This is a genomic window from Candidatus Poriferisodalis sp. (assembly GCF_965198245.1).
In the GTDB taxonomy this organism is placed as follows: Bacteria; Actinomycetota; Acidimicrobiia; order Acidimicrobiales; family Poriferisodalaceae; genus Poriferisodalis.
In genome coordinates, this window is record NZ_OZ240249.1 from 3273775 (window position 1) to 3298285 (window position 24511).

General features: G+C 66.3%; 23 protein-coding genes and 1 pseudogene. 12 read left to right on the top strand and 12 right to left on the bottom strand.

Features of this window, described 5'->3' with window-relative positions:
* Window positions 1–16: 16 nt before the first annotated feature.
* From ACOCMM_RS14590 to ACOCMM_RS14605, 4 genes are read right to left on the bottom strand one after another with little or no spacing between them, the layout of a single operon-like run.
* The gene (locus tag ACOCMM_RS14590) at window positions 17–388 is read right to left on the bottom strand and encodes a hypothetical protein (protein WP_419553860.1); all 372 of its coding nucleotides are present in this window, start codon (window positions 386–388) and stop codon (window positions 17–19) included.
* Entirely contained in the window at window positions 385–867 is a 483-nt protein-coding gene (locus ACOCMM_RS14595) for a hypothetical protein (RefSeq protein ID WP_419553861.1), read from the bottom strand. The genes ACOCMM_RS14590 and ACOCMM_RS14595 overlap by 4 nt, the downstream gene beginning before the upstream one ends.
* On the bottom strand, window positions 854–2005 hold the full coding sequence (locus ACOCMM_RS14600; RefSeq protein ID WP_419554893.1) for a CaiB/BaiF CoA transferase family protein: 1152 nt from the start codon (window positions 2003–2005) through the stop codon (window positions 854–856). The genes ACOCMM_RS14595 and ACOCMM_RS14600 overlap by 14 nt, the downstream gene beginning before the upstream one ends.
* 14 nt (window positions 2006–2019) lie before the next feature.
* Window positions 2020–2844: a helical backbone metal receptor gene (locus ACOCMM_RS14605; RefSeq protein WP_419553862.1), complete on the bottom strand. Its 825-nt coding sequence runs from the start codon at window positions 2842–2844 to the stop codon at window positions 2020–2022.
* A 353-nt stretch (window positions 2845–3197) separates the two neighbouring features.
* Between ACOCMM_RS14605 and ACOCMM_RS14610 the strand changes: the two genes are divergently transcribed.
* From ACOCMM_RS14610 to ACOCMM_RS14640, 7 genes and pseudogenes are all read left to right on the top strand, one after another.
* Window positions 3198–3986 (top strand): TIGR04255 family protein, encoded by a 789-nt coding sequence (locus tag ACOCMM_RS14610; protein WP_419553863.1) that lies wholly within the window; start codon window positions 3198–3200, stop codon window positions 3984–3986.
* Window positions 3938–4717, top strand: a complete 780-nt coding sequence (locus ACOCMM_RS14615; RefSeq protein ID WP_419553864.1) for a helix-turn-helix domain-containing protein — start codon at window positions 3938–3940, stop codon at window positions 4715–4717. The genes ACOCMM_RS14610 and ACOCMM_RS14615 overlap by 49 nt, the downstream gene beginning before the upstream one ends.
* Window positions 4718–5467: a hypothetical protein gene (locus ACOCMM_RS14620; protein ID WP_419553865.1), complete on the top strand. Its 750-nt coding sequence runs from the start codon at window positions 4718–4720 to the stop codon at window positions 5465–5467. It begins immediately after the preceding gene.
* A 34-nt stretch (window positions 5468–5501) separates the two neighbouring features.
* Window positions 5502–5774, top strand: a pseudogene (locus ACOCMM_RS14625) (hypothetical protein); the annotation flags it as partial.
* Complete coding sequence (locus tag ACOCMM_RS14630) at window positions 5771–7666, top strand: ATP-dependent helicase (protein ID WP_419553866.1); 1896 nt, start codon at window positions 5771–5773, stop codon at window positions 7664–7666. The pseudogene ACOCMM_RS14625 and the gene ACOCMM_RS14630, both read left to right, overlap by 4 nt.
* A 291-nt stretch (window positions 7667–7957) precedes the next feature.
* Window positions 7958–10720, top strand: a complete 2763-nt coding sequence (locus tag ACOCMM_RS14635) for a cell wall-binding repeat-containing protein (protein WP_419553867.1) — start codon at window positions 7958–7960, stop codon at window positions 10718–10720.
* 78 nt (window positions 10721–10798) lie between these two features.
* The gene (locus tag ACOCMM_RS14640) at window positions 10799–10945 is read left to right on the top strand and encodes a hypothetical protein (protein WP_419553868.1); all 147 of its coding nucleotides are present in this window, start codon (window positions 10799–10801) and stop codon (window positions 10943–10945) included.
* Between the two features lie 29 nt (window positions 10946–10974).
* Here ACOCMM_RS14640 and ACOCMM_RS14645 read toward each other — a convergent pair whose 3' ends face one another.
* Together ACOCMM_RS14645 and ACOCMM_RS14650 are read right to left on the bottom strand one after the other, a co-directional pair.
* Window positions 10975–12303, bottom strand: coding sequence for a HipA domain-containing protein (locus ACOCMM_RS14645; RefSeq protein ID WP_419553869.1), 1329 nt, complete (start codon window positions 12301–12303; stop codon window positions 10975–10977).
* The gene (locus ACOCMM_RS14650; RefSeq protein WP_419553870.1) at window positions 12300–12536 is read right to left on the bottom strand and encodes a helix-turn-helix domain-containing protein; all 237 of its coding nucleotides are present in this window, start codon (window positions 12534–12536) and stop codon (window positions 12300–12302) included. Before ACOCMM_RS14650 ends, ACOCMM_RS14645 begins: the two co-directional genes overlap by 4 nt.
* A 444-nt stretch (window positions 12537–12980) precedes the next feature.
* Here ACOCMM_RS14650 and ACOCMM_RS14655 point away from each other — a divergent pair, with 444 nt between their 5' ends.
* On the top strand, window positions 12981–16262 hold the full coding sequence (locus tag ACOCMM_RS14655) for a fibronectin type III domain-containing protein (RefSeq protein WP_419553871.1): 3282 nt from the start codon (window positions 12981–12983) through the stop codon (window positions 16260–16262).
* A gap of 121 nt (window positions 16263–16383) precedes the next feature.
* Here ACOCMM_RS14655 and ACOCMM_RS14660 read toward each other — a convergent pair whose 3' ends face one another.
* The gene (locus tag ACOCMM_RS14660; RefSeq protein WP_419553872.1) at window positions 16384–16641 is read right to left on the bottom strand and encodes a DUF4160 domain-containing protein; all 258 of its coding nucleotides are present in this window, start codon (window positions 16639–16641) and stop codon (window positions 16384–16386) included.
* Window positions 16634–16930, bottom strand: a complete 297-nt coding sequence (locus ACOCMM_RS14665) for a DUF2442 domain-containing protein (protein WP_419553873.1) — start codon at window positions 16928–16930, stop codon at window positions 16634–16636. Before ACOCMM_RS14665 ends, ACOCMM_RS14660 begins: the two co-directional genes overlap by 8 nt.
* Before the next feature lie 363 nt (window positions 16931–17293).
* Between ACOCMM_RS14665 and ACOCMM_RS14670 the strand changes: the two genes are divergently transcribed.
* A complete protein-coding gene (locus ACOCMM_RS14670; RefSeq protein WP_419553874.1) occupies window positions 17294–17455 on the top strand; it encodes a hypothetical protein in 162 nt (53 codons plus the stop codon).
* Here the strand turns inward: ACOCMM_RS14670 and ACOCMM_RS14675 are convergent, their stop codons facing one another.
* On the bottom strand, window positions 17456–17635 hold the full coding sequence (locus tag ACOCMM_RS14675; RefSeq protein ID WP_419553875.1) for a hypothetical protein: 180 nt from the start codon (window positions 17633–17635) through the stop codon (window positions 17456–17458).
* Window positions 17636–17965: 330 nt separating this feature from the next.
* Between ACOCMM_RS14675 and ACOCMM_RS14680 the strand changes: the two genes are divergently transcribed.
* Entirely contained in the window at window positions 17966–21127 is a 3162-nt protein-coding gene (locus tag ACOCMM_RS14680; protein ID WP_419553876.1) for a fibronectin type III domain-containing protein, read from the top strand.
* A gap of 68 nt (window positions 21128–21195) precedes the next feature.
* Here ACOCMM_RS14680 and ACOCMM_RS14685 read toward each other — a convergent pair whose 3' ends face one another.
* From ACOCMM_RS14685 to ACOCMM_RS14695, 3 genes are all read right to left on the bottom strand, one after another.
* A complete protein-coding gene (locus tag ACOCMM_RS14685; protein ID WP_419554894.1) occupies window positions 21196–21726 on the bottom strand; it encodes an RES domain-containing protein in 531 nt (176 codons plus the stop codon).
* Window positions 21727–21728: 2 nt separating this feature from the next.
* The gene (locus ACOCMM_RS14690; protein ID WP_419553877.1) at window positions 21729–22508 is read right to left on the bottom strand and encodes a hypothetical protein; all 780 of its coding nucleotides are present in this window, start codon (window positions 22506–22508) and stop codon (window positions 21729–21731) included.
* A gap of 280 nt (window positions 22509–22788) precedes the next feature.
* The gene (locus ACOCMM_RS14695; protein WP_419553878.1) at window positions 22789–22986 is read right to left on the bottom strand and encodes a hypothetical protein; all 198 of its coding nucleotides are present in this window, start codon (window positions 22984–22986) and stop codon (window positions 22789–22791) included.
* On the opposite strand from ACOCMM_RS14695, the gene ACOCMM_RS14700 reads away from it, so the two are divergent.
* Both ACOCMM_RS14700 and ACOCMM_RS14705 read left to right on the top strand, forming a co-directional pair.
* Window positions 22985–23335: a hypothetical protein gene (locus ACOCMM_RS14700; protein WP_419553879.1), complete on the top strand. Its 351-nt coding sequence runs from the start codon at window positions 22985–22987 to the stop codon at window positions 23333–23335. The genes ACOCMM_RS14695 and ACOCMM_RS14700 overlap by 2 nt on opposite strands.
* Window positions 23336–23365: 30 nt before the next feature.
* Window positions 23366–24046 (top strand): helix-turn-helix domain-containing protein, encoded by a 681-nt coding sequence (locus ACOCMM_RS14705; protein ID WP_419553880.1) that lies wholly within the window; start codon window positions 23366–23368, stop codon window positions 24044–24046.
* Window positions 24047–24511: the final 465 nt, after the last annotated feature.

Genomic DNA, 24511 nt, shown 5'->3' on the forward strand with positions numbered 1-24511 from the left:
GTTGGTGCGACGGTGGTCAGCTTCCGAGAAACATGGCCCGGATGGCGAGCCCCATGATGAACAGCGCCCCGAGGCCGAACAACTCGTAACGCCGGTGCGCCAGTTGCTGCCGGTAGGCGTAGACGAAGAGGACCGCGACCGCGCAGCAGGCCCCATAGAACACATGGAAGGCCGGGGCATCGACGGCAGCAACTCGCATGAGGATGACGCCCGCGGTGAGCTGCACGAAGACCAGGACCCACGCGGCCCCCAGAAACCACCACAGGCTGCGATGTCGCAGCGCGTGCCAGCGGATTGCGCCGAGCGACCAGAGCCCCGCAGCGCCGTTCGACAGCACCAGTGCCCAGCCCAGCGCAGTGTGAACCGTCGACCAGATCCCGGCGCTCACTGCTGCGGCGGCGGTTGCGATCGGCGTTCCCGCATCGGCGGCGACTGCAGCCGATGGTCTCGCCGCGCCGGCGGCGAGACGTGCTGCGTGAACAGGTGAATGAACATCAGCAGGTTCTGGGCGTCTCCGTGACCATTTGCGAGATTGAGCTCACCGGGACGGCGCGCCTCGGTGTCGCTCAGCTTCATTACGTCGAGCGCACGCAGCAGCCCGACGGGGGCTCCGGCAGATACCAGCTCGCCGATGTCGCGCACGAGGTGGCGGCCCCGAAGCCCTTGGGACTGAATGAGGCTGCGCAGCAGCAGGCGCGCCAGCGCGCAGGCACTCGCCGGAGACACGTCGGCGACTGCGGCTGCTTCTTCGTACAGCGGGACCAGCTTGCGATCGAGTCCCGCAGGCGCGTCATGCGGCTCTCTGCGTTCCGGCTCGCCGGCACTGGCCGCGCTGGGCGCATCGGCCCCCGTCTCAGGCGACGGCACCGGTGTCGCGCAGCTTTGCGATGTCGTCAGGGTCATAGCCGGCAATCGCCAGCACCTCGTCGGTGTGCTGGCCAGAGTGCGCCGGCGGCCCCTGCACAGCCCCGACGGTGCGGCTGAATCGCGGCGACGGACTCGGCTGGATCACTCCGGCCACTTCGCAGAACACCTCGCGATGGACGTTGTGGGGATGCTGCGGGGCCTCTGCCAACGTCAGCACCGGGGCGAAGCACACGTCGGTGGCATCCATGATCTCGCACCACTCGTCGCGGGTCTTCGACCTGAAGACTTCAGCGATCCGCTCTTTGAGCTCGGGCCACCGGCCGCGTGAGTTCTGCTTGGCGAACTCCCGGTCCCCCTCAAGACCGGTGAGACGGAGCAATTCGGCGTAGAACTGCGGTTCGATCGACCCCACCGAGATGTACTTGCCGTCGGCGCATTCGTAGACGTCATAGAAGTGGCTGCCGGTGTCGAGCAGGTTTGTCCCCCGCTCGTCGTTCCAGACGCCGAGCGCCCGCATGGAGTGGAACATGGCCATGAGCGTTGCGGCGCCGTCGACCATGGCAGCGTCCACTACCTGGCCCTGGCCCGAGCGCTGGGACTCGAACAGGCCGCAGGCCACCCCGAACGCCAGCAACATGCCGCCCCCGCCGAAATCGCCCACGAGGTTGAGCGGCGCGATCGGCGGCTCGCCCTGGCGGCCGATGGGGTCGAGCGCACCCGCCAATGCGATGTAGTTGATGTCGTGTCCGGCACCCATGTGGTACGGACCCTCCTGGCCCCAGCCGGTCATCCGGCCGTAGACCAGCCGCGGGTTGCGTGCCAGACACTCGTCGGGACCGATGCCGAGCCGCTCCATGACACCGGGACGGAATCCCTCGATGAGCGCATCGGAATGCTCCACCAGCCGCAGCAGCGCCTCGACTCCGTCAGGGTTCTTGAGATCGAGCCCGATCGAGGCCCGACCTCGGGCCAGAACGTCGATCGGCGGGGCGTCAGGGTCGTGGTCGGTCACGTTGGCTGAGCGATCGATGCGGATGACCTCTGCGCCCATGTCGGAGAGCATCATCCCGCAGAAGGGTCCCGGGCCGATGCCCTGCAGCTCAATGACTCGCACACCTTCCAAGGGTCCTGTGCCCATATTTGTTCCCTTCGTCATTGGACGGTCACGCTACTTGGCGCTGTCTGCGGGGGTCCTTGCTGGCGCAGCGCCCGTTTCACAGTTTCGGCCACCCGCACGACCGCGCCGGGTGTACGAGTGCCCCACCAGAACAGGTCCTGACCGTCGATCACATGCGTCGGCGCTATCTTCGCCAGCTCGTCGAGATGGCGCAGGTGCCACGGGTAGGGCTCCGTCGGCGCGAGCACGATGTCGAAGCGGTCCGCGGACAGGTCGCCGGCGTCGATCGTTGGGTACGTGCCCCGATCGGCGAACGCCACGTCGACCCCGCACCAGGTGAGCAATGAAGCGCCGTACGTACGTGCACCGATGGTCATGTAGGGCCGGCGCCAGATCGGAACGAAGACGCGCACGTTGCGGCCCGACGGGTGCTCCAGCGACGCGTACGGCTGCGGGAGCGGCTCGGCTGACCACTGGACGCCGATGCGCGCCGCCAGGCGACCGAGTTCAGGCTCGACATCGTCCAGCGATGCGACGTGCAGGGCTTGGACGTCGATGCCGTTGGCGACCAGCGCGTCATAGTCCTCGGAGCGGTTCTCCTCACGATCGACCACGACGAGGTCTGGTCGCAGTTCGGCGATGGCCTCGATGTCGGGGTTCTTTGTGCCGCCCACATGTTCCAGATCGGACCGCTCGCAGAAACGAGTGCATGCGATCGGGTCGGCGCCCCAGGCCGCCAGCGTTTCGGTGACGCTCGGAACCAAGCTGACGATGCGCACTGCCGGCAGCGTATTGGCGGTGACTATGCGCGTCGCCGGCAGCGCATTGGCGCTGCGGGTGCGTATTGCCGGCAGCGTCACGCAGGCCGTCGCCTCGGTGCAGTTCCTCCGTGCACTTCCTCTAGATGATGAGTTCCAAGGGTTTAGTGGTCGTAGGCGGTCAGTGACCGTGCTAGTCGGCTGTGTCGGACGCTCGGTAGGTCTCTCAGCCGACAGGCACTGTCCAATAGGTGGAGCAGCGACGGCTGGATGTGCGCAGGATCGCGTCGCGCAGCGCGGTATCCCACTCTGCTGACCAGCAGCGACGCTGATGCCCGAGCCGACGAGCAGGGCATACGCGCCCGGCCCCGCGTGGACACTGGACGCAAGCACTCACCTTGGAGCACCTCCCACTTTACTTCCCATCACGACAATTGGGAAGTAAGGTGGGAACCATGGTTGACACACCCTTCGGCCCACCGGTCCTCTCGGTACCGCTGTCGCGCTCGCCATTGAGCTTCGTCGTCGCCCGGGTCCAGTTCCCGCTTGTCGCCTCGATCTCCCAGGAGCACTTCGTCGCCGATTTCCAAGAACAGATTCGCGCTGAGTATCCCGACCTTCGCAAGGACATGGAACAGCAGTTCGTCATCGGTCCGGACGGCGTGCAGGCGCAGAAGCAAGGGATGGTGTGGCGCTTCACCGATGATCACAGCGATTGGCAGGTCGCGCTCGGGCCCGAGTTCCTAGCGCTGGCCTCGCATCGCTACACGAACCGCACCGACTTCGTCGCACGGTTCGGGGTTCTGGTCCACGCTCTCCACAGGTGGATCACGCCGTCAAAGGTGCGGCGGCTCGGGGTCCGATACGTGGATCGCATCGGCCCGGAGCACTTCGAGCGGCTGCATCAGATGGTGCGACGGGAGGTACTTGGGCCGCTGACCATGGACGACCCCGAACATATTGAGCTGCAGCACAGCCTCACCGACTGCCAGTACGCATTCGATGACGGCACAGCGCTGCGGGCGCGCTGGGGCCGCGTGCCTGCCCAAGCCACGTTCGATCCCGTCATGGAGCCGTTGGACACGCCGTCATGGGTTCTCGACCTCGATGCTTCCCACGACGAGCGTCCGTTCGACCCCGCCAAGCTCCGCGAACAAGTGCAGGTCTTCTCCGATCGCATCTACCGTTATTTCCGATGGGCGATGACCGACGATTTCCTGACGACCTTCGGAGCGGCTACGTGACGACACTCGGTGCGCCGTCAACCCCCGCGGTCCACATCACTGAGGAACCGGCGAAATGGAGGCTTCTCCACTCGTGCTGGAACTCTTGGGTGCGCGAGTGTTTGGACTTCGGCACGACCGATCACTTCGGAGTGCCTGACGCGCATCGGTTCGACGGTCCCGCTGGCGTTACCGATTGGGTCGTTTACAGCAGGTCCGGTTCTCCGAGCGTTGCGGTGGAGGTCAAGCGACTGCGCGATCACGTCGTCCACCGCATCGGCTTGAGCAGACAGGAGATTGCGCGTGCGATCGGAGTGGACCGGAGGTCACTCTCGGGTTATGTGGCTGGCGAGATTCGCCCAACTGAGTCTCGCATGGAGGCTCTGCGCACCCTGGCGGAGACCGCCACATGGTCCGAAGCCGAGTTCGGCGAACGTGCCCGCGAGGTGTTCCAGTCCTCGGACGATGGCTCGGCGCTGCTGGACCGAATTGCTGAAGGGCACACTGACATCCGCTGGGAGGTTCGAGAGACAGCCGCTCGGATCGGACTGGCGGCCGGACCAGTCGTCACGACACGCACCCGCGAGACGCGACGCCCGCTCTATCTGAACGCAGTCGCGACGTGGCGCAGTGAGAGCCGACTACCAGAACGTCGAGGGACGCCTCGGGACGCCTCCGTGTACGAACAGGATCTGTCACAGGCTCCCGCAGGCGTCGCGCCTCCCGAGCGACCCCGACGACGGAGTATCTGAATGTCGGCGGACGAGTGCTACGAGACGGCCGACGGTCCGCTCAAGCAGGGCGACATCCTGATCGCCCCTGTGGCGCGAGTCTGCTCAAAGGACTTCTTCGTTCCCGACAGGTGGGATCGACTCGATCAGACCGAGAACACTGTCGACCGTGCGGCCGTCGGCGAACAAGATATCTACGTCGCATCGGGTCGCTCGCTCGTCATGGTGACGACGCACGATTGTCACCACGACAAGGAGTGGAACCAGGAGCGCACGCGGCTCATCCGAAACGGAGTCGACCCAGAATTGGCATCGACGATCGCCGAAGACAACAACAAGCTAGACCGCGCATTCCAAGCGAGTCCGCTGGTACCGCTAGAAGACCTCGATGCAGGGCGTCACGGTGACCTGAGAGCAGGCCGGATCGCCGGCTACTTCCCGCTGCCGCCACCGTCAGACGGTGCGTTTCCAGAATGCGTCGTCGATCTCACCTACCGCTGCACCATCGACCGCAAGTCCATCGAGCAGCGGCGATGGGGCTTGTCCATCCCCGCACGCGCTCGTTTCCGCTTTGCCATAGCGAGCTTCGACTCGTTCCGGACATTCGAACTGACCGAACAGATCGAAACAGTGATCGGCAAGACCATAGAGAGCGTCAACGTCGGTTCAGCAGGACCGCTCATGGTGGAGCTAGTACTCAGCGACGGCGCGACCCTGCAACTGGTTCAGTCGCCGATCGAACCCGATCCAGGCGGCAGGCTGCGTCTGTGATGCTGCAGCGCCGCTCGGGCGCTCCAACTGACCACGATCCGAGGCCCCACGGCCCGGCGCAAAGTTCCTGCGGCCCCTGCGCCAGATCATCGGGTCGATCAACCAGACCCTCAAAGGCCAACTCACCCTCGAACGCCACAAAGGACGCACCCGCTCCGGCGTCGCCGTGCGCAGCGGTGCCCGCCTCCTCGCCCTCACCGCCGCCTTCTGGCACAACGAGACCTAGCGACACACCCGACCAGCACGCTCACTGACCGCCTACGACCACTCACCCCTTGGAACTCATCATCTAGGTTCGCTCTCGTGAACGATGCGGCTCTCGCGGCGCCTCCGGATGAGCCACTGCCGTCCGACGACGGCCTCGACGCCGCGCAGCGTGCAGCGGTGCGCTCGCCCGCGGCCGCGCTGCTGATCGTGGCCGGTCCGGGAAGCGGCAAGACCCGTGTGCTCACACAGCGAATCGCCTGGCGAGCCGCCACCGAGTCGGTGCAAGCACGACGCGCTATGGCGGTGACGTTCACTCGCCGGGCTGCGCGGGAGCTTCGGTCACGGCTGCGGCGGCTCGCCGTCGACGACATGGGGCCGGTCGGCACGTTTCACTCGATCGCACTCGCCCAGCTACGCCAGTACGACACCGACCGCGGCCGCTCCGAGCGGAAGATCTTGCCGAACCGGGCGTCGCTCAGCGGCGAACTGTCAGAGCACCTCCAGCGGGCGTTCGGGCCGAGGCCGCCGATCACCGTCAGCACTGCTCTGCGAGAGATCGACTGGGCGAAGGCAAGCGACCTGTCGGTTGCCGACTACCGCGAGGGGCCTGCGCTGGCGCGGCTGGGACGCGAGGGCGGCGAAGCAGCGGCGGAGCTCTTCAAGCACTTCGAGCGCACCAAGTCCCGTCGCCGGCTGCTGGACTTCGACGACCTGCTCGCCGAGTGCACCCGCCTGATGCGTTCCGACGAACACTTCGCTGCGGCTCAGCGTTGGCTGCACCGACATTTCTTCGTCGATGAGTTTCAGGATCTGAACCGGCTGCAGTGGAACCTGCTGTGGGAGTGGATCGGCGGCGCCGAGGCAGTGCACAACCAGACTGCCGATATCTGCGCTGTCGGCGACATCGACCAGGCGATCTACGGCTGGAACGGCGCCGACAGCCGCTACATCGCCGAATTCGACCGGCACTTCGAAGGAGCGCAGATCATCCGGCTCGAGCTCAACTACCGCAGCCACCCATCGCTGGTCGCAGCGGCACAGGCAGTCATGGCAACCGAGTCCGACTCGGGCGTCATAAGCGTCGGCGGCCATGCACAAACGACGGCTCGCCCGCACGAGATCGGCCCTGTACCGACAGTGACGGCATTCGACGACCCAGCGGCAGAGGCCTCCGGCATTGCCCGCTGGATCAACGATCGCCATGCCGGACGCGTGCGCTGGGACTCATTCGGAGTGCTCGCACGCACGAACGCCCAACTCGAAGATGTCGCAGCTGCCCTCGATGCACGCGGCATCCCCTCTCGCCTCAGCGGGCAGCGAAGCTCATTCCTGCAATTGCCGGCTGTCCGGGAGTTGCTCAAGCGCCTCAGCACGGCAGATGCGCACTTCTCTACGGTCGTCGAGGACCTGCGTGCCGACGCACTCGATGCCGAGCCGGGCACGGCCCCCGAACCAGTGCTGATGCGAGTGCTCGAACTCGCCGATGCCTACCTGACCGAGATGTCACGAACCTCCGGTCGCCAATCGGGGCGCAGCGGCCCCACCGGCGAGGGCTTTGCGACCTGGGTGGGGCTGCTGTCGGGCAGCGATCGCGAACTCACTGCCGACCTGTTCGACAGCGACCGATCAGGCACCCCCTTCCAACCACGCGACGGTGCCGTGGCCCTCGCAACCTTCCACGCCGCCAAGGGTCTGCAGTGGCGCAACGTCGTCATCGCCGGCGTCGAGGACGGTCTCGTGCCCTTGCGCCGCGACGACCCCGAGGAACGGCGGCTGTTCTACGTTGCCGTTTCGCGGGCCACTCACACGCTGCATTTCACCTGGGCACGCCACCGCACTGGACGGGGTGCGGCGGACGGGCTGCGCAACCCATCACCGTGGCTGGAACTCATCTCCGCGGCCACCGCAGAGCCCCCGGCGCTGTCGCCTGACGACGCCGCCTCGCGGGTGGCTGCCGCCCGGGCTGCGCTCGACGCGGCTCGGCCTCGCTGAGGCTGCGAGAACAGGCGCACAGCGGACCAGCCGTGTCCGCGTGTGCGGGTGTGCTGGCGAAATGGCTGATACATGCGCTGTTCTCATGTGTGATTGAGAAGTCTTGGATAGGTCGTGTAGGGTTCTGTGATCAGCAGTCAGTTCGGGTCCCTAGTGCTGTGCGGCGTTGGGCCGCTTCGAGCCTGTTCAGGGTCCCAAGTCCGTCCTGGAGTTTGTCCGTGATGATTGACGCCCGCCTGTCTCAGACCCCCCCCCCCCCGCGGAATGAGGCCCCCCAGGCGCAGATGGGCTGTGTCCGCAGCGTTTGCTGCGGTGGCGCTGCTGGCGGCGTTGTTGTCGCCTGCTGTGGGGGCGTCGTCTAGCTCTTTGCATCCCAAGGGGCTGTCCGCGTCGCTGGCGGGCAGCGACGTGTCCAACGACGCACTTACTTTCACCACCTCGAATTGGGACACAACCCAGACCGTCACCGTCACCGCTGCCGACGACGGCGACGACGACGAAGCACCCGTCAACCTCACCCACACGGCTGCCAGCGGCGACGCCGACTATGACGACAGCAGCGTCGACTCGGTCAGGGTCGCCATCGCCGAGAACGACACTGCCGAGATCACCGTGTCGGCCGCGCAGCTGACGGTGGACGAGATCGGCACCGGCACGTACACCGTCGTGCTGTCGCATCCGCCGGCCAGCGAGGTGACCATCAAAGTCACCGGCGCCGATGACGTGAGCACCAATCCGTCCCAGCTTGTCTTTGACGCGTCGACATGGGACACGCCCCAGACCGTCACCGTGATCGCCGGCAACGACGACGACGCCTACGACGACACCGTCGAGATCGCTCACACCGTCGTCGAGGGCAGCGCCGAGGAGTACTTCGAGCTCACTGTCGCCTCCGTCACTGTCACCGTGACGGACGCAGACACCGCGGGCCTGAGCGTCTCGCCCGGTGGCATCGGGATCCTCGAGGAAGGAAGCGGTACCTACACCGTCGAGCTGACCAGCGAGCCATCCGATGAGGTGACCGTTGGCATTCCCGGAGGCGGGCCGGTGGTGACGGTGGAGCCCGCAATCCTCACGTTTACGGCGGACAACTGGGACAAACCGGTGACGGTCACAGTGACCATCGCCCACGACGACAACACCAACAGCGAAAACGATGCTCTCACCCACACCACCGACAGCGACGCCCCCGACTACAAGGGCGTGAACGCCGACATCGCGGTCGACGTCACCGACAACGATGCTGCTGGTGTGGTGCTGTCACCGCTGTATCTGACGGTGAACGAGGGCGAGACCGGTGCCTACACCATGTCGCTCGCGCAAGCACCCACAGCCGACGTGACCATCGAGGTCACAGGCCCGGCCGGCGTCGTCACCGTCAACGACGGCGAAACCGCCAGCGTGACGTTCACCCCCTCGAACTGGAATCGGCCCCAAAGGGTGACAGTTGCGGCGGCCCAGGACGACAACGACAACGACGGCACGTTCTCGATCTCGCACCGCATTGTTGCGGGCGACGCCACCGAGTACGACGGCGTCGCCGGCAACGACGTGGTTGTGACGATCCTCGACGACGACGGTCCCGGACTCCGGATCAACACCGAGGAGCTCTCGGTCGCCAGGGGCCGTTCCACCGTCTACACCGTCAGCCTCAACAGCGCTCCCGACCCTGGTGCGGTGCTCAACAGCTCGCCGCCTCAGTTCGAGGCGCCCGAGGTCAGGACCGACCTTGGCTCCAGACCGCCAACCGACGTGGACGTGACGATCTATGCGGCAGACGATCTGTCGGTGGAGCCGACGGTCCTCAGATTCACGCCGTCGAACTGGCATGTGCCCCAGCAGGTCAGGGTGACCGCCAATGGTGCTGCGGCCGACTCCAGGTTCACGATCGTGCATGCAATCGCAGGCCCCACCCACTACGCCGACGTCAGCAACGCGGGCCTCGGCCTGATCGTGCGACGAAGTTCGGGCAACGGTTCCGGCTCAGGCACTTCCGGCTCAGGCACTTCCGGCTCAGGCACTTCCGGCTCAGGCACTTCCGGCTCGGGCGGCGGTTCGGGCGGCGGTGGCGGCAGCAGCGATTTTGATGTGGGTGTCGCGACCTTTGTGGTAGCCAATGGGTGGAGTGCTGCTGATGTGGGCGTGGCGTCGGTGCTCGCGGCGCGTACCTCCGATGCGGTGGTGCTCTACACCGCGGGCGACGAGCTGTCCGAAGAGACCAGGGCGCTGTTGCGCGAAGCGCTGCCTGCTGAGGTGGTCATCGTGGGCGGCACTGCGGCGGTGTCGCGTGATGTCCGCACCCAGATCCGTGCCGCGTCGTCGGAATCAGGCCTCGCGCGTGTGTCGGGCGAGGACCGCGCCGACACCGCAGCGGCCACAGCACGCCGCATCCTGGGCGCGCCGTCGGGGGCAGGCCGTGTGACGTTGGTGGTGACCAATGGCTGGTCGCCGCCTGACATCGGCGCAGCCACAGCGCTGGCTGCGCGCAGCGGCCGCTCAGCAGTGCTCTACACCCAGCACGATGTGCTGCCTGAAGCCTCCGCGGCGCTGCTGCGCGACTACGACGTTGCGCGGGTGATCCTCATCGGAGGCACCGCCGCGATCAGCGGCGAGGTGCACGACGCGGTCGCTGCGGCGGCGGGCGATGCCAGCATCTCACGCCTGACGGGCGCCGACCGCGTCGACACTGCCGCTGCGGCGGCCCGGCGGGTGCTGGGCAACCCCGCCGCGGCGCCCGACGGCGTCACCTTGGTGATCGCGAACGGCTGGTCCGCGCCCGATGTCGGCGTCGCAGCGGCATTGGCGGCAGCGACGGAGAACTCCGCAGTCGCCTACACCGCACAAGGCACCTTGCCCGAGGCGACCGCGGCGCTGATCCGCGACTACCGGGTCGGCCAGGTCATCATCGTGGGCGGCCGCGCAGCCATCGCCAACGACGTACGAACAGCCATCACCCAGACTGCGCCCGACAACGCCGACGTCCGGCGCATCACCGGCCAGACCCGCACCGAAACCGCCGTGCGCGCCGCACGACGCATCCTCGCAAACCTCTGAGCACAGGACACTCGCGCTGACACCGTCTCGGGCCTGACCCCGGGCACCACCTACACCGCCGAAGCCCTGTTCCGGCTCGTGTCCGAAGAGAAATACATCGGCGGCCAAGGCGCCGGCGTCAAGCCTGAGAACTTCATCCCCACCTTCGACGGCGGCTTCTACCCCGGCGGCATCTGGTCACCCGCACACCTCGTCGGCACCGTCACCTTCACCACCGACCCATAACCGAACAATCGGCACCCTGATCTGTACTGTCAGCCGGGTGATGCGCTTCGGGTCTGTCGAATGTGCTTGCGCGCGGCGCTGATGGATGCGAGGCATTCGCTGGTTCGACGTTGGACTCGCTGTGCGAATTCTTCGGTCTCGGACGCTGTTTGCAGGTCGTCAGGCAGGGTGCGTATTGCTGAGTCCATGGCGGCGGGCAGTCCCGAAGCGAGTTCTTCTGCACGTTGCGCGAGTTCTCCTGGGGGAAGCCGCAGCCGCTTGGCCATGTCCCCGAGTGCCTGTTTCGAGCCGGCCGAATAGACCGTGAACGTGCTGCCATAGCGCATCGCCATGTTCGCTTCGCCGATCTTGGGGCGTCTGAACATCAGCGAGGAATTGACGTCGTACAACGGGGCCAGATGGATCGTGCTCGGGGTGTGCACGATGCTGTAGTTCCTCGCGTGCGCATCCCGGTTGATGACCAGCCACGAATAGATGAGAGCATCGGCGAAACTTCGCAGGTCCTTGTCAGGATCAGTGGAGTTCTGTCGAAGCAGATCGCCGATCTGGGACATTCCCGGACCGCCGCTGTGCTCGTACTTGCGGTTCCCGTCCAGGCCCAGCGCTTGGCACAGGTCCTCTTGGTGGATGCGTGCCCACAGCCCGTTGCCGTATGCGCGGTCGTAGCGTTCCACGACGAGTGCCGTCGCGGTGCCGTGCCGCTCGAGATGCGACGGCGCTGTGTTCAGACCGAGGCGGCCCGCAGCGCTCAGACACAGGTGCTCGCCAACAGCGACCATGGCGCCGGCGCGGGACCTGGGCTTGAAGATGTGAGTCGTCGGCACATTGCCGTACGGGCGGCCCCATCCCCCGTCGACTCGATGCAATGCGATCTTCGATTGAAATCCTCCGAGGCTGAAGTACGGCTCGACGTCGTTCGAGTGCCATGCGTCCGGGTCGGCGACGACAGCGTCGAGTTCGCGTTCGACCTGCGCTGTGCTCAGTGCATCGATGCCGCTGGCCCGATCCGCGAGAAGGTCCTCTGCGCCGGCCGGGCAGAACTGCACAGCGCCGGCGCAGTCGAAGCCGATCTTCGTCGACAGCAGGCCGAAGGGGGATCGCTGACGCACATCTTCCCTCGCGTACCAACGACTCAGGACATTCGGGTTGTCGGGCAGCAGCGAATGAACCCAACGCTCGACTGTGCGACGTCCGTACGCTCGATCCGTGAACGGCATCGAGAGCGAGAGCGGGACGGCCGCGGGAACGTCCATGTAGTCATCCGCGTATGCGATCGACAGGCCGCCATCGATGTTGCTGCTCAGTCGGGCTGCGGCGTGCCCGTGCATCAGGACCGTCAGGTCCGCCGAGCCGTTCATGGCGTCGGGAGCTCCTCGAATGTGAGGCTGAGGTCGAGTGCTCTGGTGAGGCGCATGATGTTGTCGAGCTCGGCGCCGGTGTGGCCGCGTTCGAGCCGTCCGATCCATCGTCTCGAGACGCCTGCTTGGCGGGCGAGCTGTGCTTGGGTGAGTCCGGCGGATTCGCGCAGCCTGCGTACTTCTTGGCCGAACTGGCCCACTGTCCGCATGGGCCTGAGACGCCGGGTGGGCATGAGCACATCGTATCGTGTGGCACAGATATGTCCCACTCGGCTGTCTGGCACCGATCTGTGTCATCAATGGGGATGTAATCGATCTGTGCTATCCGAGCCGCGCTCGACGCGGCTCGGCCTCACTGAGCCTGCGCGAACCGGCGCCCAACCGGCCTGCGGATCTGAGTGTGCGGGCGTTCGGGTGCGCGTCAGCCGCAACCGCGGCGACAGGCGAAATGGCCGATATATGCGGTATGCTCATATGTAGTTGAATTGTTCTGGATAGATCCTGTAGGGTGCGGTGGTCAGCAGTCAATTCGGGTCCCGGGTGCTGTGCGGCCATGAGCCGCTTCGAGCCTACTCAGGGTCCCAAGGCCGTCTTGGAGTTCGTCCGTGATGTTCGACGCCCGCCTGTCTCAGACCCCCCCCCCCCCTCGAATGAGTCGGCTCAAGCGCAGACGGTCGGTGCCCGCGGCGCTGGCGGCGATGGCGCTCGCAGCAGCAGTGCTGTCTCCTGCCGTGGGGGCGTCTGCTAGCTCGCTGCATCCCAAGGGGCTGTCCGCTCAGCTCCAAGACGGCGTAGTCACCCTGAGCTGGAACGCGCCGGTCGACGACGCCGGGTCGGTGACGGGCTATCAAGTGCTGCGCCGCCGCCCCGGCGTGGACGCCGTCGGCACGTTCCATGTCGTGGCCGACGACACCGCCACCGGCGACGTCTCGTTCGTCGATCGCTGCGCGGATCAGCCCGGCACCGCGTACACCTATCGGGTCAAAGCGCGCCGCGGCGACCAGCTCAGCCGCTGGGGCAACTACTCGCGAGTGAACCTGGCCGCCGACTACGTCGCGGCTGACCCTGTGACCGGCTGCGACCCCGACACCGGCGCACCCCCCACCGACCCCGACCCCGACAACAGCGACAACGGCGACCCCGACAACGGCGAACTCGCACCCGAACCCGAACCCGACCCTGACCCCGATCCCGAACCCGACCCTGACCCCGATCCCGACCCTGACCCTGATCCCAGCAACGACGACGGCGATCCCGACAACGGCGACGACGGCAACGACGGCGATCCCGACGACGGCGACGGCGGCGACGGCGACGGCGGCGATCCCCGCTCGGCGGTCACGGTGGACACCAGCGACCTGCCAGACAAGCAGTTCGTGCCTCCGCCCGACGACGGCGAGGAAGGGGTCGTGGTGCGGTCCTCGCATCCGAGTTCGACAGCGGTTCCTGAGAACTGGGCCCTCACGCCCAGCGGCCTCAACGTCGGCGACGAGTTCCGGCTCTTGTTCCTCACCCATACCGGCAGCCGCCGCCCGAACTCTGCTGACATCGCCGACTACAACGCCTACACCCAAGGCCAGGCCAACGCGGGCAGCGCCCATTCGGCCATCAAGCCTTACGCGTCGGGTTTCCGGGTGGTTGCCAGCACCGCCGACGTCGATGCACGCGACAACACCTCGACCACCTACACCGACACCGACAAGGGCGTGCACATCTACTGGCTGAACGGCTCCAAGATCGCCGACGGCTACCAGGACTTCTACGACGGCTCCTGGGACGACGAGGCCAACCCCAGGCGCCGCCAGGGCACCCGCTGGGTCCCCGTGAACCGCCGTGTGTGGACCGGCAGTTTCAACAACGGGACGGCCAAAGGCTCGACCGCGCTGGGCAGGAGCAACGTCGAGGTCGGACGTCTCAACAATTCGGGCCGTGTCCTGAGTGAGGGGTTCGTGCCCAATACTTGGCCCAGCACCCCCTATTACGCCCTGTCGGAGGTGTTCACGGTCGGCGCTGCCACCAGCACCCCGGTGTTCGATGACCGCTCCACCATGCCGGGCCTGCCCGCGAGCTACCCCAACACGCTGGGATACGACCCCGGCGCTCCCCCAGCGTTCGCCAGAGAAGATGCGCTGACACCCGACAACGAGAACGACCCCGACCGGGTCGCTGAGATCACCGGCCATGGCGCTTCGGCGTTCGTTCCCAGCAATGTCACCGTCACGGCGGTCTCCAACGGCATGTACATCACATGGCAGCCGCCCTCGCAGCGCTCCGCCTGCGCCGACTACGACATCGAGCGGGTGCCCGGCCCTCAGACCTGGCACTCCGCGAGAATTTGGCAAAACGGCGTCCTGACCGATTACGTGCGCCGTTGGGTGGAAGAGGATCGCACCAAGAGCTACTGGAAGTACACCTGCACCGACAGGCGCCCCATCAGGGGCTATGAGATCTACCGCACCTCGTTCGGACATGTCCACACCGGCGGCGGCACCGTCGTCGACCTGTCCGACAGCGGGCCGCGCCTGATCGACACCGAGAACCACAACGGCCGCGGCACCTACGCCGTCCTCGACATCAGCGGCGACGCGAAAGTCGGCCCGCGCCACCACAACTACCAGATACGCGCCCTGTACGGCCGCAACGCCGACGACAACCCCGACCGCGACTTCGGCAGCCGCCTGACCGAGGGCACATGGATCGAACGCGAGCGTGACGCTGCGCGGCCCAACGCGCAGTCCCCCCAAGGCCTGACCGTGTCGATCCCCACCAAGCAGGCCGTCGCGGACGGCACCGCGTTGGCGATCAACCTGGACTGGGACCCGCCCGCATCCGACGCCTCGTCGGTCACCGGCTATGTGATCCAGCGCCGGTTGGTCACCCAGTCCGAGCGTGCACTGCCCTTCGCCGACGTCGCCACCATCACCGGCAGCGCTGTCACCGCCTGGTCCGACACCAGCGCCGGCAACTTCGTGCAAACCGCCTCGTATCCCGAGATCGCTGCGCTGACCCAGTTCTCCTATCGGGTGATCGCTGTGCGCGGCACCGCCCGCAGCAACCCCTCCAAAGCTGTGTCGGTCGACTCCACCCGTCAGCTGCCCGCAGCCGGGCTCGTGACGGTCACCAATGTGTGGCGCACCGGCGCCACCATCCGGGTCAACATGACCGGCGCCGACGCGGCCGGCAGCCAGCTCGGCAATCACGCAAAGGACCACCTCGCATTGGCGCCGCCGCGCGGCGGTCCTGAGAACCGGCTGCTGCACGTCGGCATCGGCACCAAAGGCTGGGGGCACAACACCTGCACCGCCATCCGCGACAGCACCGACACGACCGACAAAGTGAAAGTGAGCAAGGCATTCGTGGAGCTCACTCCGGGATCGACGACGACCTACACCATCACCCTCGATCCAGCCCCCGCCACAGTTGTGCACATCAAGCTGAACACTCTCGTCTCCAATCGCATACGCATCGAAGGCGCTTCGGAGACGACCCTGGTATTCAGCCCCGCTGACGCAGTCGGCGGAAAGATCACCAAGACCGTGACCGTGAGCAGCTTGGCGAATGAGGGTGCCAACTATGCGGGATGGATCAGGCACACCGTGGTCGACAGCGCCAGCGACAACGCCTTTGACGGGCTCTCCATCGACCCGGTGATGGTGGTCGTCAGCGACGCCGACGGCCCCTACGGCTACCAAGCCGCCCAAGCCCGCTACCTCAGCCCCGCTCTCGACTGCACCCACACCAACGACTCCTATGTCACCGTGTCGGGCCTGAACCCGGGCACCACCTACACCGCCGAAGCCATCTTCCGACTCGTGTCCGAAGAGCAATACATCGGCGGCCAAGGCGCCGGCGTCAAAGCCAGCAACTTCATCCCCACCTTCGACGGAGGCTTCTACCCCGGCGGCATCTGGTCACCCACACACCTCGTCGGCATGGTCACCTTCACCACCCGCCCATAGGACGCGAGCCGGCAGGCGGCCAACCGCGGGTCACAGCATTGCCCGCCCGCGGCCTCGCGGCGCCGACGAGCACCCACCCACGCGGCTCCCGAACCGAACAATCGGCAACAGCCGAACCCTGCTAGAGCGGATCGATGCTGCCCGGTGACTCGTCACGAGCAGCTTGTTGCCATGCGGCGAGGAGTTGTTCTTCGCGTGCGGCTGCCCATTCGGTCACGAGGCGAGCCTGGCGCGGAGGCAGGCTTCCCTTCATGATCCGCCTGCCTTGGATCGACATCTGCATCTCGTGTTCCGCGTACTCGACGTGAAAATGCGGAGGCGCGTGATCGCCCATGTACATCCTGATGACGATGCCTGAGAACCGGCAGAGTTCAGGCATCTGCCGGGGCCCGCAGGCCCGGCATGATCTCCTCAGGGGCGCAGCCGGTGATTTCCGCGTACAGGGCATCGGCGCACAGTTCTGCGTCGGCAGACCAGCGGATCGTGCGATGCGGCGAGATGGTCGCGGATTCGAAAACCCCGCGCTGTTTCCAAATCTTGAAAGCACCCCGACCGGCGCGTCCAGACAGGTCTATCTCGCCTTCGGCGCCGTCATCGAAACGGACCCACAGTCGGTAGCCGTTCCGAGCCTCGATCGCGACGGGATGCAACTGCTCAGCCGACATCATGACTTCCCTTGAGAACCTCTGTCGATGAAACGTTGACGCTCGCCTCGCTCGCCCCACAGCCTAATGCGAGCACGCGAGGATGGGGCCACAACACCTGCAAGGGCAGCCCGCCGGCGACTGCACCCACACCAACGACACATCTGTCACCGTGTCGGGCCTGACGCCGGGCATGCTGATCGCCGCACCCGTAGCTGCTCGGGCGCGTCGATCAGCGCATCCCAGCACAGCAATCCGCGGCAGCCACAGCACACTGCTCGCCGGCCGAGGCGACTACACCACCCCCGCCGAACACGAAGCCGCCCACAAGCGTCGGGGTATCGGGCCATCCACATCCACACGCGATACCACGGCCGGCGAATCGAGGTGCAACTCCGCACCCAGGAAGTGGAGGTCGTGCTGTTGGGCGCGGACTCGATGGACGCCATCAGGGTTACCCACTCCAACTATTTCGAAGACACCGTCGATGCTCTCGACAATCTGTGCGCAAGCCTGGGTGTGGATCCAACCCCAGCACCCAGTTTCTGATCAGGCGCTGCCCGCTGCGCCATAGGCGACCCGACTGCCCCGCCTGACAGCCCGGCAGGTAGTCAACGGCATCAGCCTCTCGACGGTCTGCGGGCACACCGCAATGCCCCTGCCGAGGGTCAGCTCGGCGTGGACCCGTTTGCGCAACGCCACAAGCTCTCCATGCTCAACGGTCGTCATGGCGGGCTCGAACCCGGCATCGATACGCGCCCGGCGGTGCTACATGCAGATCGACTGGCCGCTGATCCCCAGCTCAGCCGCAACCGCGGCGACAGGCGAAATGGCCGATATATGCGGTATGCTCATATGTAGTTGAATTGTTCTGGACAAATCCTGTAAGGTGCGGTGGTCAGCAGTCAATTCGGGTCCCGGGTGCTGTGCGGCCATGAGCCGCTTCGAGCCTACTCAGGGTCCCAAGGCCGTCTTGGAGTTCGTCCGTGATGTTCGACGCCCGCCTGTCTCAGACCCCCCCCCCCCCCCTCAATGAGTGCCCGCAGGCGCAGACGGTCGGTGCCCGCGGCGCTGGCGGCGATGGCGCTCGCAGCAGCAGTGCTGTCTCCTGCCGTGGGGGCGTCTGCTAGCTCGCTGCATCCCAAGGGGCTGTCCGCTCAGCTCCAAGACGGCGTAGTCACCCTGAGCTGGAACGCGCCGGTCGACGACGCCGGGTCGGTGACGGGCTATCAAGTGCTGCGCCGCCGCCCCGGCGTGGACGCCGTCGGCACGTTCCACGTCGTGGCCGACGACACCGCCACCGGCGACGTCTCGTTCGTCGATCGCTGCGCGGATCAGCCCGGCACCGCGTACACCTATCGGGTCAAAGCGCGCCGCGGCGACCAGCTCAGCCGCTGGGGCAACTACTCGCGAGTGAACCTGGCCGCCGACTACGTCGCGGCTGACCCTGTGACCGGCTGCGACCCCGACACCGGCGCACCCCCCACCGACCCCGACCCCGACAACAGCGACAACGGCGACCCCGACAACGGCGAACTCGCACCCGAACCCGAACCCGACCCTGACCCCGATCCCGAACCCGACCCTGACCCCGATCCCGACCCTGACCCTGATCCCAGCAACGACGACGGCGATCCCGACAACGGCGACGACGGCAACGACGGCGATCCCGACAACGGCGACGACGGCAACGACGGCGATCCCGACGACGGCGACGGCGGCGACGGCGACGGCGGCGATCCCCGCTCGGCGGTCACGGTGGACACCAGCGACCTGCCAGACAAGCAGTTCGTGCCTCCGCCCGACGACGGCGAGGAAGGGGTCGTGGTGCGGTCCTCGCATCCGAGTTCGACAGCGGTTCCTGAGAACTGGGCCCTCACGCCCAGCGGCCTCAACGTCGGCGACGAGTTCCGGCTCTTGTTCCTCACCCATACCGGCAGCCGCCGCCCGAACTCTGCTGACATCGCCGACTACAACGCCTACACCCAAGGCCAGGCCAACGCGGGCAGCGCCCATTCGGCCATCAAGCCTTACGCGTCGGGTTTCCGGGTGGTTGCCAGCACCGCCGACGTCGATGCACGCGACAACACCTCGACCACCTACACCGACACCGACAAGGGCGTGCACATCTACTGGCTGAACGGCTCCAAGATCGCCGACGGCTACCAGGACTTCTACGACGGCTCCTGGGACGACGAGGCCAACCCCAGGCGCCGCCAGGGCACCCGCTGGGTCCCCGTGAACCGCCGTGTGTGGACCGGCAGTTTCAACAACGGGACGGCCAAAGGCTCGACCGCGCTGGGCAGGAGCAACGTCGAGGTCGGACGTCTCAACAATTCGGGCCGTGTCCTGAGTGAGGGGTTCGTGCCCAATACTTGGCCCAGCACCCCCTATTACGCCCTGTCGGAGGTGTTCACGGTCGGCGCTGCCACCAGCACCCCGGTGTTCGATGACCGCTCCACCATGCCGGGCCTGCCCGCGAGCTACCCCAACACGCTGGGATACGACCCCGGCGCTCCCCCAGCGTTCGCCAGAGAAGATGCGCTGACACCCGACAACGAGAACGACCCCGACCGGGTCGCTGAGATCACCGGCCATGGCGCTTCGGCGTTCGTTCCCAGCAATGTCACCGTCACGGCGGTCTCCAACGGCATGTACATCACATGGCAGCCGCCCTCGCAGCGCTCCGCCTGCGCCGACTACGACATCGAGCGGGTGCCCGGCCCTCAGACCTGGCACTCCGCGAGAATTTGGCAAAACGGCGTCCTGACCGATTACGTGCGCCGTTGGGTGGAAGAGGATCGCACCAAGAGCTACTGGAAGTACACCTGCACCGACAGGCGCCCCATCAGGGGCTATGAGATCTACCGCACCTCGTTCGGACATGTCCACACCGGCGGCGGCACCGTCGTCGACCTGTCCGACAGCGGGCCGCGCCTGATCGACACCGAGAACCACAACGGCCGCGGCACCTACGCCGTCCTCGACATCAGCGGCGACGCGAAAGTCGGCCCGCGCCACCACAACTACCAGATACGCGCCCTGTACGGCCGCAACGCCGACGACAACCCCGACCGCGACTTCGGCAGCCGCCTGACCGAGGGCACATGGATCGAACGCGAGCGTGACGCTGCGCGGCCCAACGCGCAGTCCCCCCAAGGCCTGACCGTGTCGATCCCCACCAAGCAGGCCGTCGCGGACGGCACCGCGTTGGCGATCAACCTGGACTGGGACCCGCCCGCATCCGACGCCTCGTCGGTCACCGGCTATGTGATCCAGCGCCGGTTGGTCACCCAGTCCGAGCGTGCACTGCCCTTCGCCGACGTTCACACCATCACCGGCACCAACACCACCGCATGGTCCGACGCCGGCTCCGAGGTGACCGTCGAGGTGGACCGCAGCATCTATGACAACAACGGCGACTTCGTGCGCACTGACACCTTCGACGAGATCGCGCCGCTGACACAGTTCTCCTACCGGGTGATCGCGGTGCGCAACACCGTCCGCAGCAACCCCTCCAAAGCGGTGTCGACCGACTCCACCCGTCAGCTGCCCGCAGCCGGGCTCGTGACGGTCACCAACAGGTGGCGCACCGGCGCCACCATCCGAGTCGACATGACCGGCGACACGCTGACATCTGTTCACGCCGCGCATCACCTCGCTTTGGCCGCGCCGAACCAGCAGCAACAGAACCGGCTGCTGCACGTCGGCATCGGCTACAAGGGCTGGGGGCACAACACCTGCATCGGCGACCCCGGCCCCCGAGACCTCTCACCACGGGCACTGGAGGCCCTCGGGCTCATCACCAACGCCGACACCGCGACAGCCCAGCAGCTCGAGATCGCACACGGGACGATCGACCAGTGGCTCGATGCCGTGTTCGGACGACGGCTCGCCGACTTCCAAGGCAGCGGTTCAGTCAAGGCCGACGATCCCCAGTACAGCCTGTACGGCCGCAACTTCGCCACGCTGTTCGGCAGCGAAGGCTGCATGCACGAAGACGACTCATACGTCACCGTCAGCGGCCTGACCCCTGGCACCACCTACACCGCCGAAGCGATCTTCCGGCTCATCAGCGAAGAGCAATACATCGGCAGCGGCGGCTCGGGCTTCATGCAGCCCGAAGACTTCATCCCCACCTGGGACGGAGGCTTCTACCCCGGCGGCATCTGGTCACCCACACACCTCGTCGGCCGGGTCACCTTCACCACCAACCCATAGCCGCTCACGCGCGACGGCAGTATGACGAACGGCTCGCGCCTAGCGGGCGTCGGGTCGGGCGGCGTCGGCTATCTGGCGGCTGGGTCGGTGCTTCGCCAAGCGTCCAGCGTGCGTCTGGTCAGGATGCGAGCCCTTTGATCACGCGGGAACCACGCGATTTCTCGGTTTCCGCCGGTGGCTGCGGATCTGCAGTCGACTCCGTTCATTCCTGCGTCGAAGGCTGCTCGGCCGATGGGTTGGCATTGGTGGTGGGGCACCGGTTGCCCTTTGCCGTCTAGCGGGTATGTCGATGGCAGGCCGACCGCGGCGATGCCTTGGGGCGTATATGCATCTGCTGCGGAGCCGGGCGGCAACTCGACTTCCAGTATCACCGGTGAGGTCGCCGGGTCCAGGAAGCGGACGTATGGGAACGGGTCGAACCTGAGCCGGAGGTTTGCTTCGACAGTCTGGCGGTCCTGATTGAGATACAGGCATGGCATGCCGGGCGGATTCCAGCGCTGTCCGTTGCCGACTGCGGCGTGCGAGCCATCAAGCGGATCGGTCCAATGAGCATCTGCGACGCGCAGGTAGCCACGCCCGCCGATCTCGACAGGCTGCATGTTCACGCCACGTCGGTGAAGTCGAAGCTCTTTCGCACGCTTGCGAGCAACCACCCATGCTCGTCGTCAGCGAACATCTCCAGCATGCTTCGGTCGCCGTAAGCGTCTGACTTCATGCGAGCGACGATTGGCGGGGTTCCCGGCCGCAGCCTGTAGTGCAATATGTCGGCGATCTCGGCGAGCGCGCCGATCTTCTCTCGCCGATCAGAAGGAGGCCCCCCGAGCAGCCACTTCTCCACTGCTTGGCGGGTCACTCCCATCACGTCAGCGACATCTGCGCTCGACAGGTCGAAAATCGCCATCGCTCGTTGCAGCGGAGCGCCGTAGGTGCGCTCGAGCTCCACACCTGCGAGCGCTTTGCGAACCCAATCGAAATGGTGCTCGTCGATGCCGTCGCGCGCCCTGACGCACTGGTTCGGGATCCCGCCGAAATGCCCGCGCAGGCGGTCGACGACGACCTTGACGAACCCGATGCCGTCGGGCGTCGGGGCGAGCCACACCAGGACAGGGATGTCGCGTTGCATCATCTGGCCGATGACTCCGAGGCGAGCCTCCGCAGCTTGCGGGGCACCCGCAGAGATGCCGCCATCGGGAGCGCCGACCAGCGTGCGGATCGCTGCGTCTGCCAGTGCGTAGTAGCGCCTCAGCACGGGGATGCTGCACTCGCTCGAAACCATGGGCACGATGAGGTCGAACGCAGCTACGACATCAGGGACTGCCGCCGCTGCCACTGCCGCCGCTTCGTCCAAGTCGCCTCTGAGAATGTCCTCCACCGTGAACATGGCGACACGTTACCGGAGCAGGCCACAAGAGTGCAACCTATTCCCTTTGCACATACGTTGCGACGGGGCTCGGGACCGTCATGACCTGGGCTCGGAGGGGCTGCCGGGAGCTACCCGAACTCGCTGGGGTTCGATCCCGGCGCTTCCCCGGCGTTCGCCAGAGAAGATGCCGAGACGGAGGACAACGAGGGCAACCGGGTCGCTGAGATCACCGGCCATGACGCTTCGCGGTTCGCGCCCCGCAACGTCACCGCGGAACTGACCGATGACGGCATCTTGATCAGCTGGCAACCGCACCTCGTTCGGGCACGTCTACCGCAACGGCACCGTGGAGCTGCTCTCGGACAGCCAGCCCCACCTGATCGGCACCGTCGTTGGAGAATCTGGCATCCGCAGCTTCACCGACACCAGCCGTGACGCGCTGGTCGGCCCGCGCCGGCACATCTACGCGCACCGGTGCGACGATCCGGGTCGACATGACCGGCACCGGACTCACCTCTGTTCACGCCGCGCATCACCTCGCTTTGGCCGCACCGAACAAGCACAAAGAGAACCGGCTGCTGCATGTCGGCATCGGCGCCACAGGCTGGGGACACAACACCTGCATCGGCAACCCCGGCACCAGCGACCTCTCACCGGCCGCACTGGAAGCCCGGGGGGTCCTCCCCAACGCCGACGCCGCGACAACCCAGCAGATCACGGACGCACGCCAGAGGATCGACGACTGGCTCGACGCCGTGCCCGGACGACGCCTCGCCGACTGGGACGAAGGCATCTGGTCACCCGCACACCTCGTCGGCCGGGTCACCTTCACCACCGACTCATAACCGCGGGCCCATGGCCACATCGGACTCGGTGTGAACCGCCGTTGCCAGGCAAGCTCGGCGTACCAAGCCGAGCCAGAGAACTGCATCGCAGCACGAGCGCTTGCTGCGCTGCCGTCTCAGGACTCTGCCAGCGAGCATTCGCCTGCTGTGGTGTATTCGCTTCTGAGGCCTGCGTTCGTGCAGCTGCCATGGATCGCGCCTTCCGCTGACGGGATCGGCGTCATCACCGTGCTCGTCGACAGGGTGCGCGGCCTCGTCGGAGGGGTACCGCATCAGTGCGTACGTGCACGCAGCGACATCGACGAGCATTACCTGTCGTGGTTCTCCAAAGCCATGGGCGACATCGATTTCGAGCGCAAGAGCGCCACACCGCTGCGCAGAGCGATGGACACGCTGGATCTGAACAGCGGCGCGATGGCGGAGCTCACCGGGGTCACACGCCAGGCAGTCGACAGATGGCTTGCCAACGGACCTCCGCCCGAGCGGATGCCCAAGATCGGCACCATTGTGCGAATCGCCGACCTGCTCCGCTACCGGCTGCGTGAAGGAATGCCGCCGATCGTGGCGCGACGCACGGCCCCTGCGTACGGGGATCGCACCATGCTCGAACTGATCGCCGCCGATGAACACGACTGGCTGCTCGGTGACATCGAGGAGATGTTCGACTACGCAACGGCACAGCCGCAGACGCATTCACCCAATCCGGGCTGACATCACTCGGACTGCCGGCCAGCTATCCCCACGAAGCCGATGGAACCATCGTGCCTCACAGCAAATGCCAACCGATAGGCCAAGCAGCCTTCGATGCCGGGCACAACGGAGTCGACTGCCGATCAGCCGCCACACATGGCGGGCGAGAACTCGCATGGTTCCCCGAGACATTTGACACCGTGCGGATGCTCACGGCGATATGGGGCCTCCCGATCGCCGCTGTCGCAGCGGTTGTCTGGGGCATCGTGCGCTGGCTGCGACGCCAAGAGCGCACTCGCCGAGGTGCAACATCATGAGAGCAGCAGTCGCCTCTGTTGGCGTCGTCGCTCTGCCCGCCGAGCCCCTCGCTCAGGGTCCGAGCGCCGTGAGAGGCACCACGGCCAGGCCGTCAGGACGGTCGTAGCAGTACTCGCCGACGACAGCAGTCTGCAAACTCTCGTGGACCGCTGCGCGGATCAGCTGTGG

Coding starts and splice junctions, on each gene's coding strand:
- ACOCMM_RS14700 (WP_419553879.1), top strand. CDS start 22,985: ATGACCGGCACCGGACTCACCTCTGTTCACGCCGCGCATCACCTCGCT.
- ACOCMM_RS14685 (WP_419554894.1), bottom strand. CDS start 21,726: ATGCAGCCTGTCGAGATCGGCGGGCGTGGCTACCTGCGCGTCGCAGAT.
- ACOCMM_RS14645 (WP_419553869.1), bottom strand. CDS start 12,303: ATGAACGGCTCGGCGGACCTGACGGTCCTGATGCACGGGCACGCCGCA.
- ACOCMM_RS14675 (WP_419553875.1), bottom strand. CDS start 17,635: ATGACGACCGTTGAGCATGGAGAGCTTGTGGCGTTGCGCAAACGGGTC.
- ACOCMM_RS14600 (WP_419554893.1), bottom strand. CDS start 2,005: ATGGGCACAGGACCCTTGGAAGGTGTGCGAGTCATTGAGCTGCAGGGC.
- ACOCMM_RS14690 (WP_419553877.1), bottom strand. CDS start 22,508: ATGTTCACGGTGGAGGACATTCTCAGAGGCGACTTGGACGAAGCGGCG.
- ACOCMM_RS14620 (WP_419553865.1), top strand. CDS start 4,718: ATGTCGGCGGACGAGTGCTACGAGACGGCCGACGGTCCGCTCAAGCAG.
- ACOCMM_RS14610 (WP_419553863.1), top strand. CDS start 3,198: ATGGTTGACACACCCTTCGGCCCACCGGTCCTCTCGGTACCGCTGTCG.
- ACOCMM_RS14650 (WP_419553870.1), bottom strand. CDS start 12,536: ATGCCCACCCGGCGTCTCAGGCCCATGCGGACAGTGGGCCAGTTCGGC.
- ACOCMM_RS14695 (WP_419553878.1), bottom strand. CDS start 22,986: ATGTCGACCCGGATCGTCGCACCGGTGCGCGTAGATGTGCCGGCGCGG.
- ACOCMM_RS14660 (WP_419553872.1), bottom strand. CDS start 16,641: ATGCCTGAACTCTGCCGGTTCTCAGGCATCGTCATCAGGATGTACATG.
- ACOCMM_RS14665 (WP_419553873.1), bottom strand. CDS start 16,930: ATGATGTCGGCTGAGCAGTTGCATCCCGTCGCGATCGAGGCTCGGAAC.
- ACOCMM_RS14615 (WP_419553864.1), top strand. CDS start 3,938: ATGGGCGATGACCGACGATTTCCTGACGACCTTCGGAGCGGCTACGTG.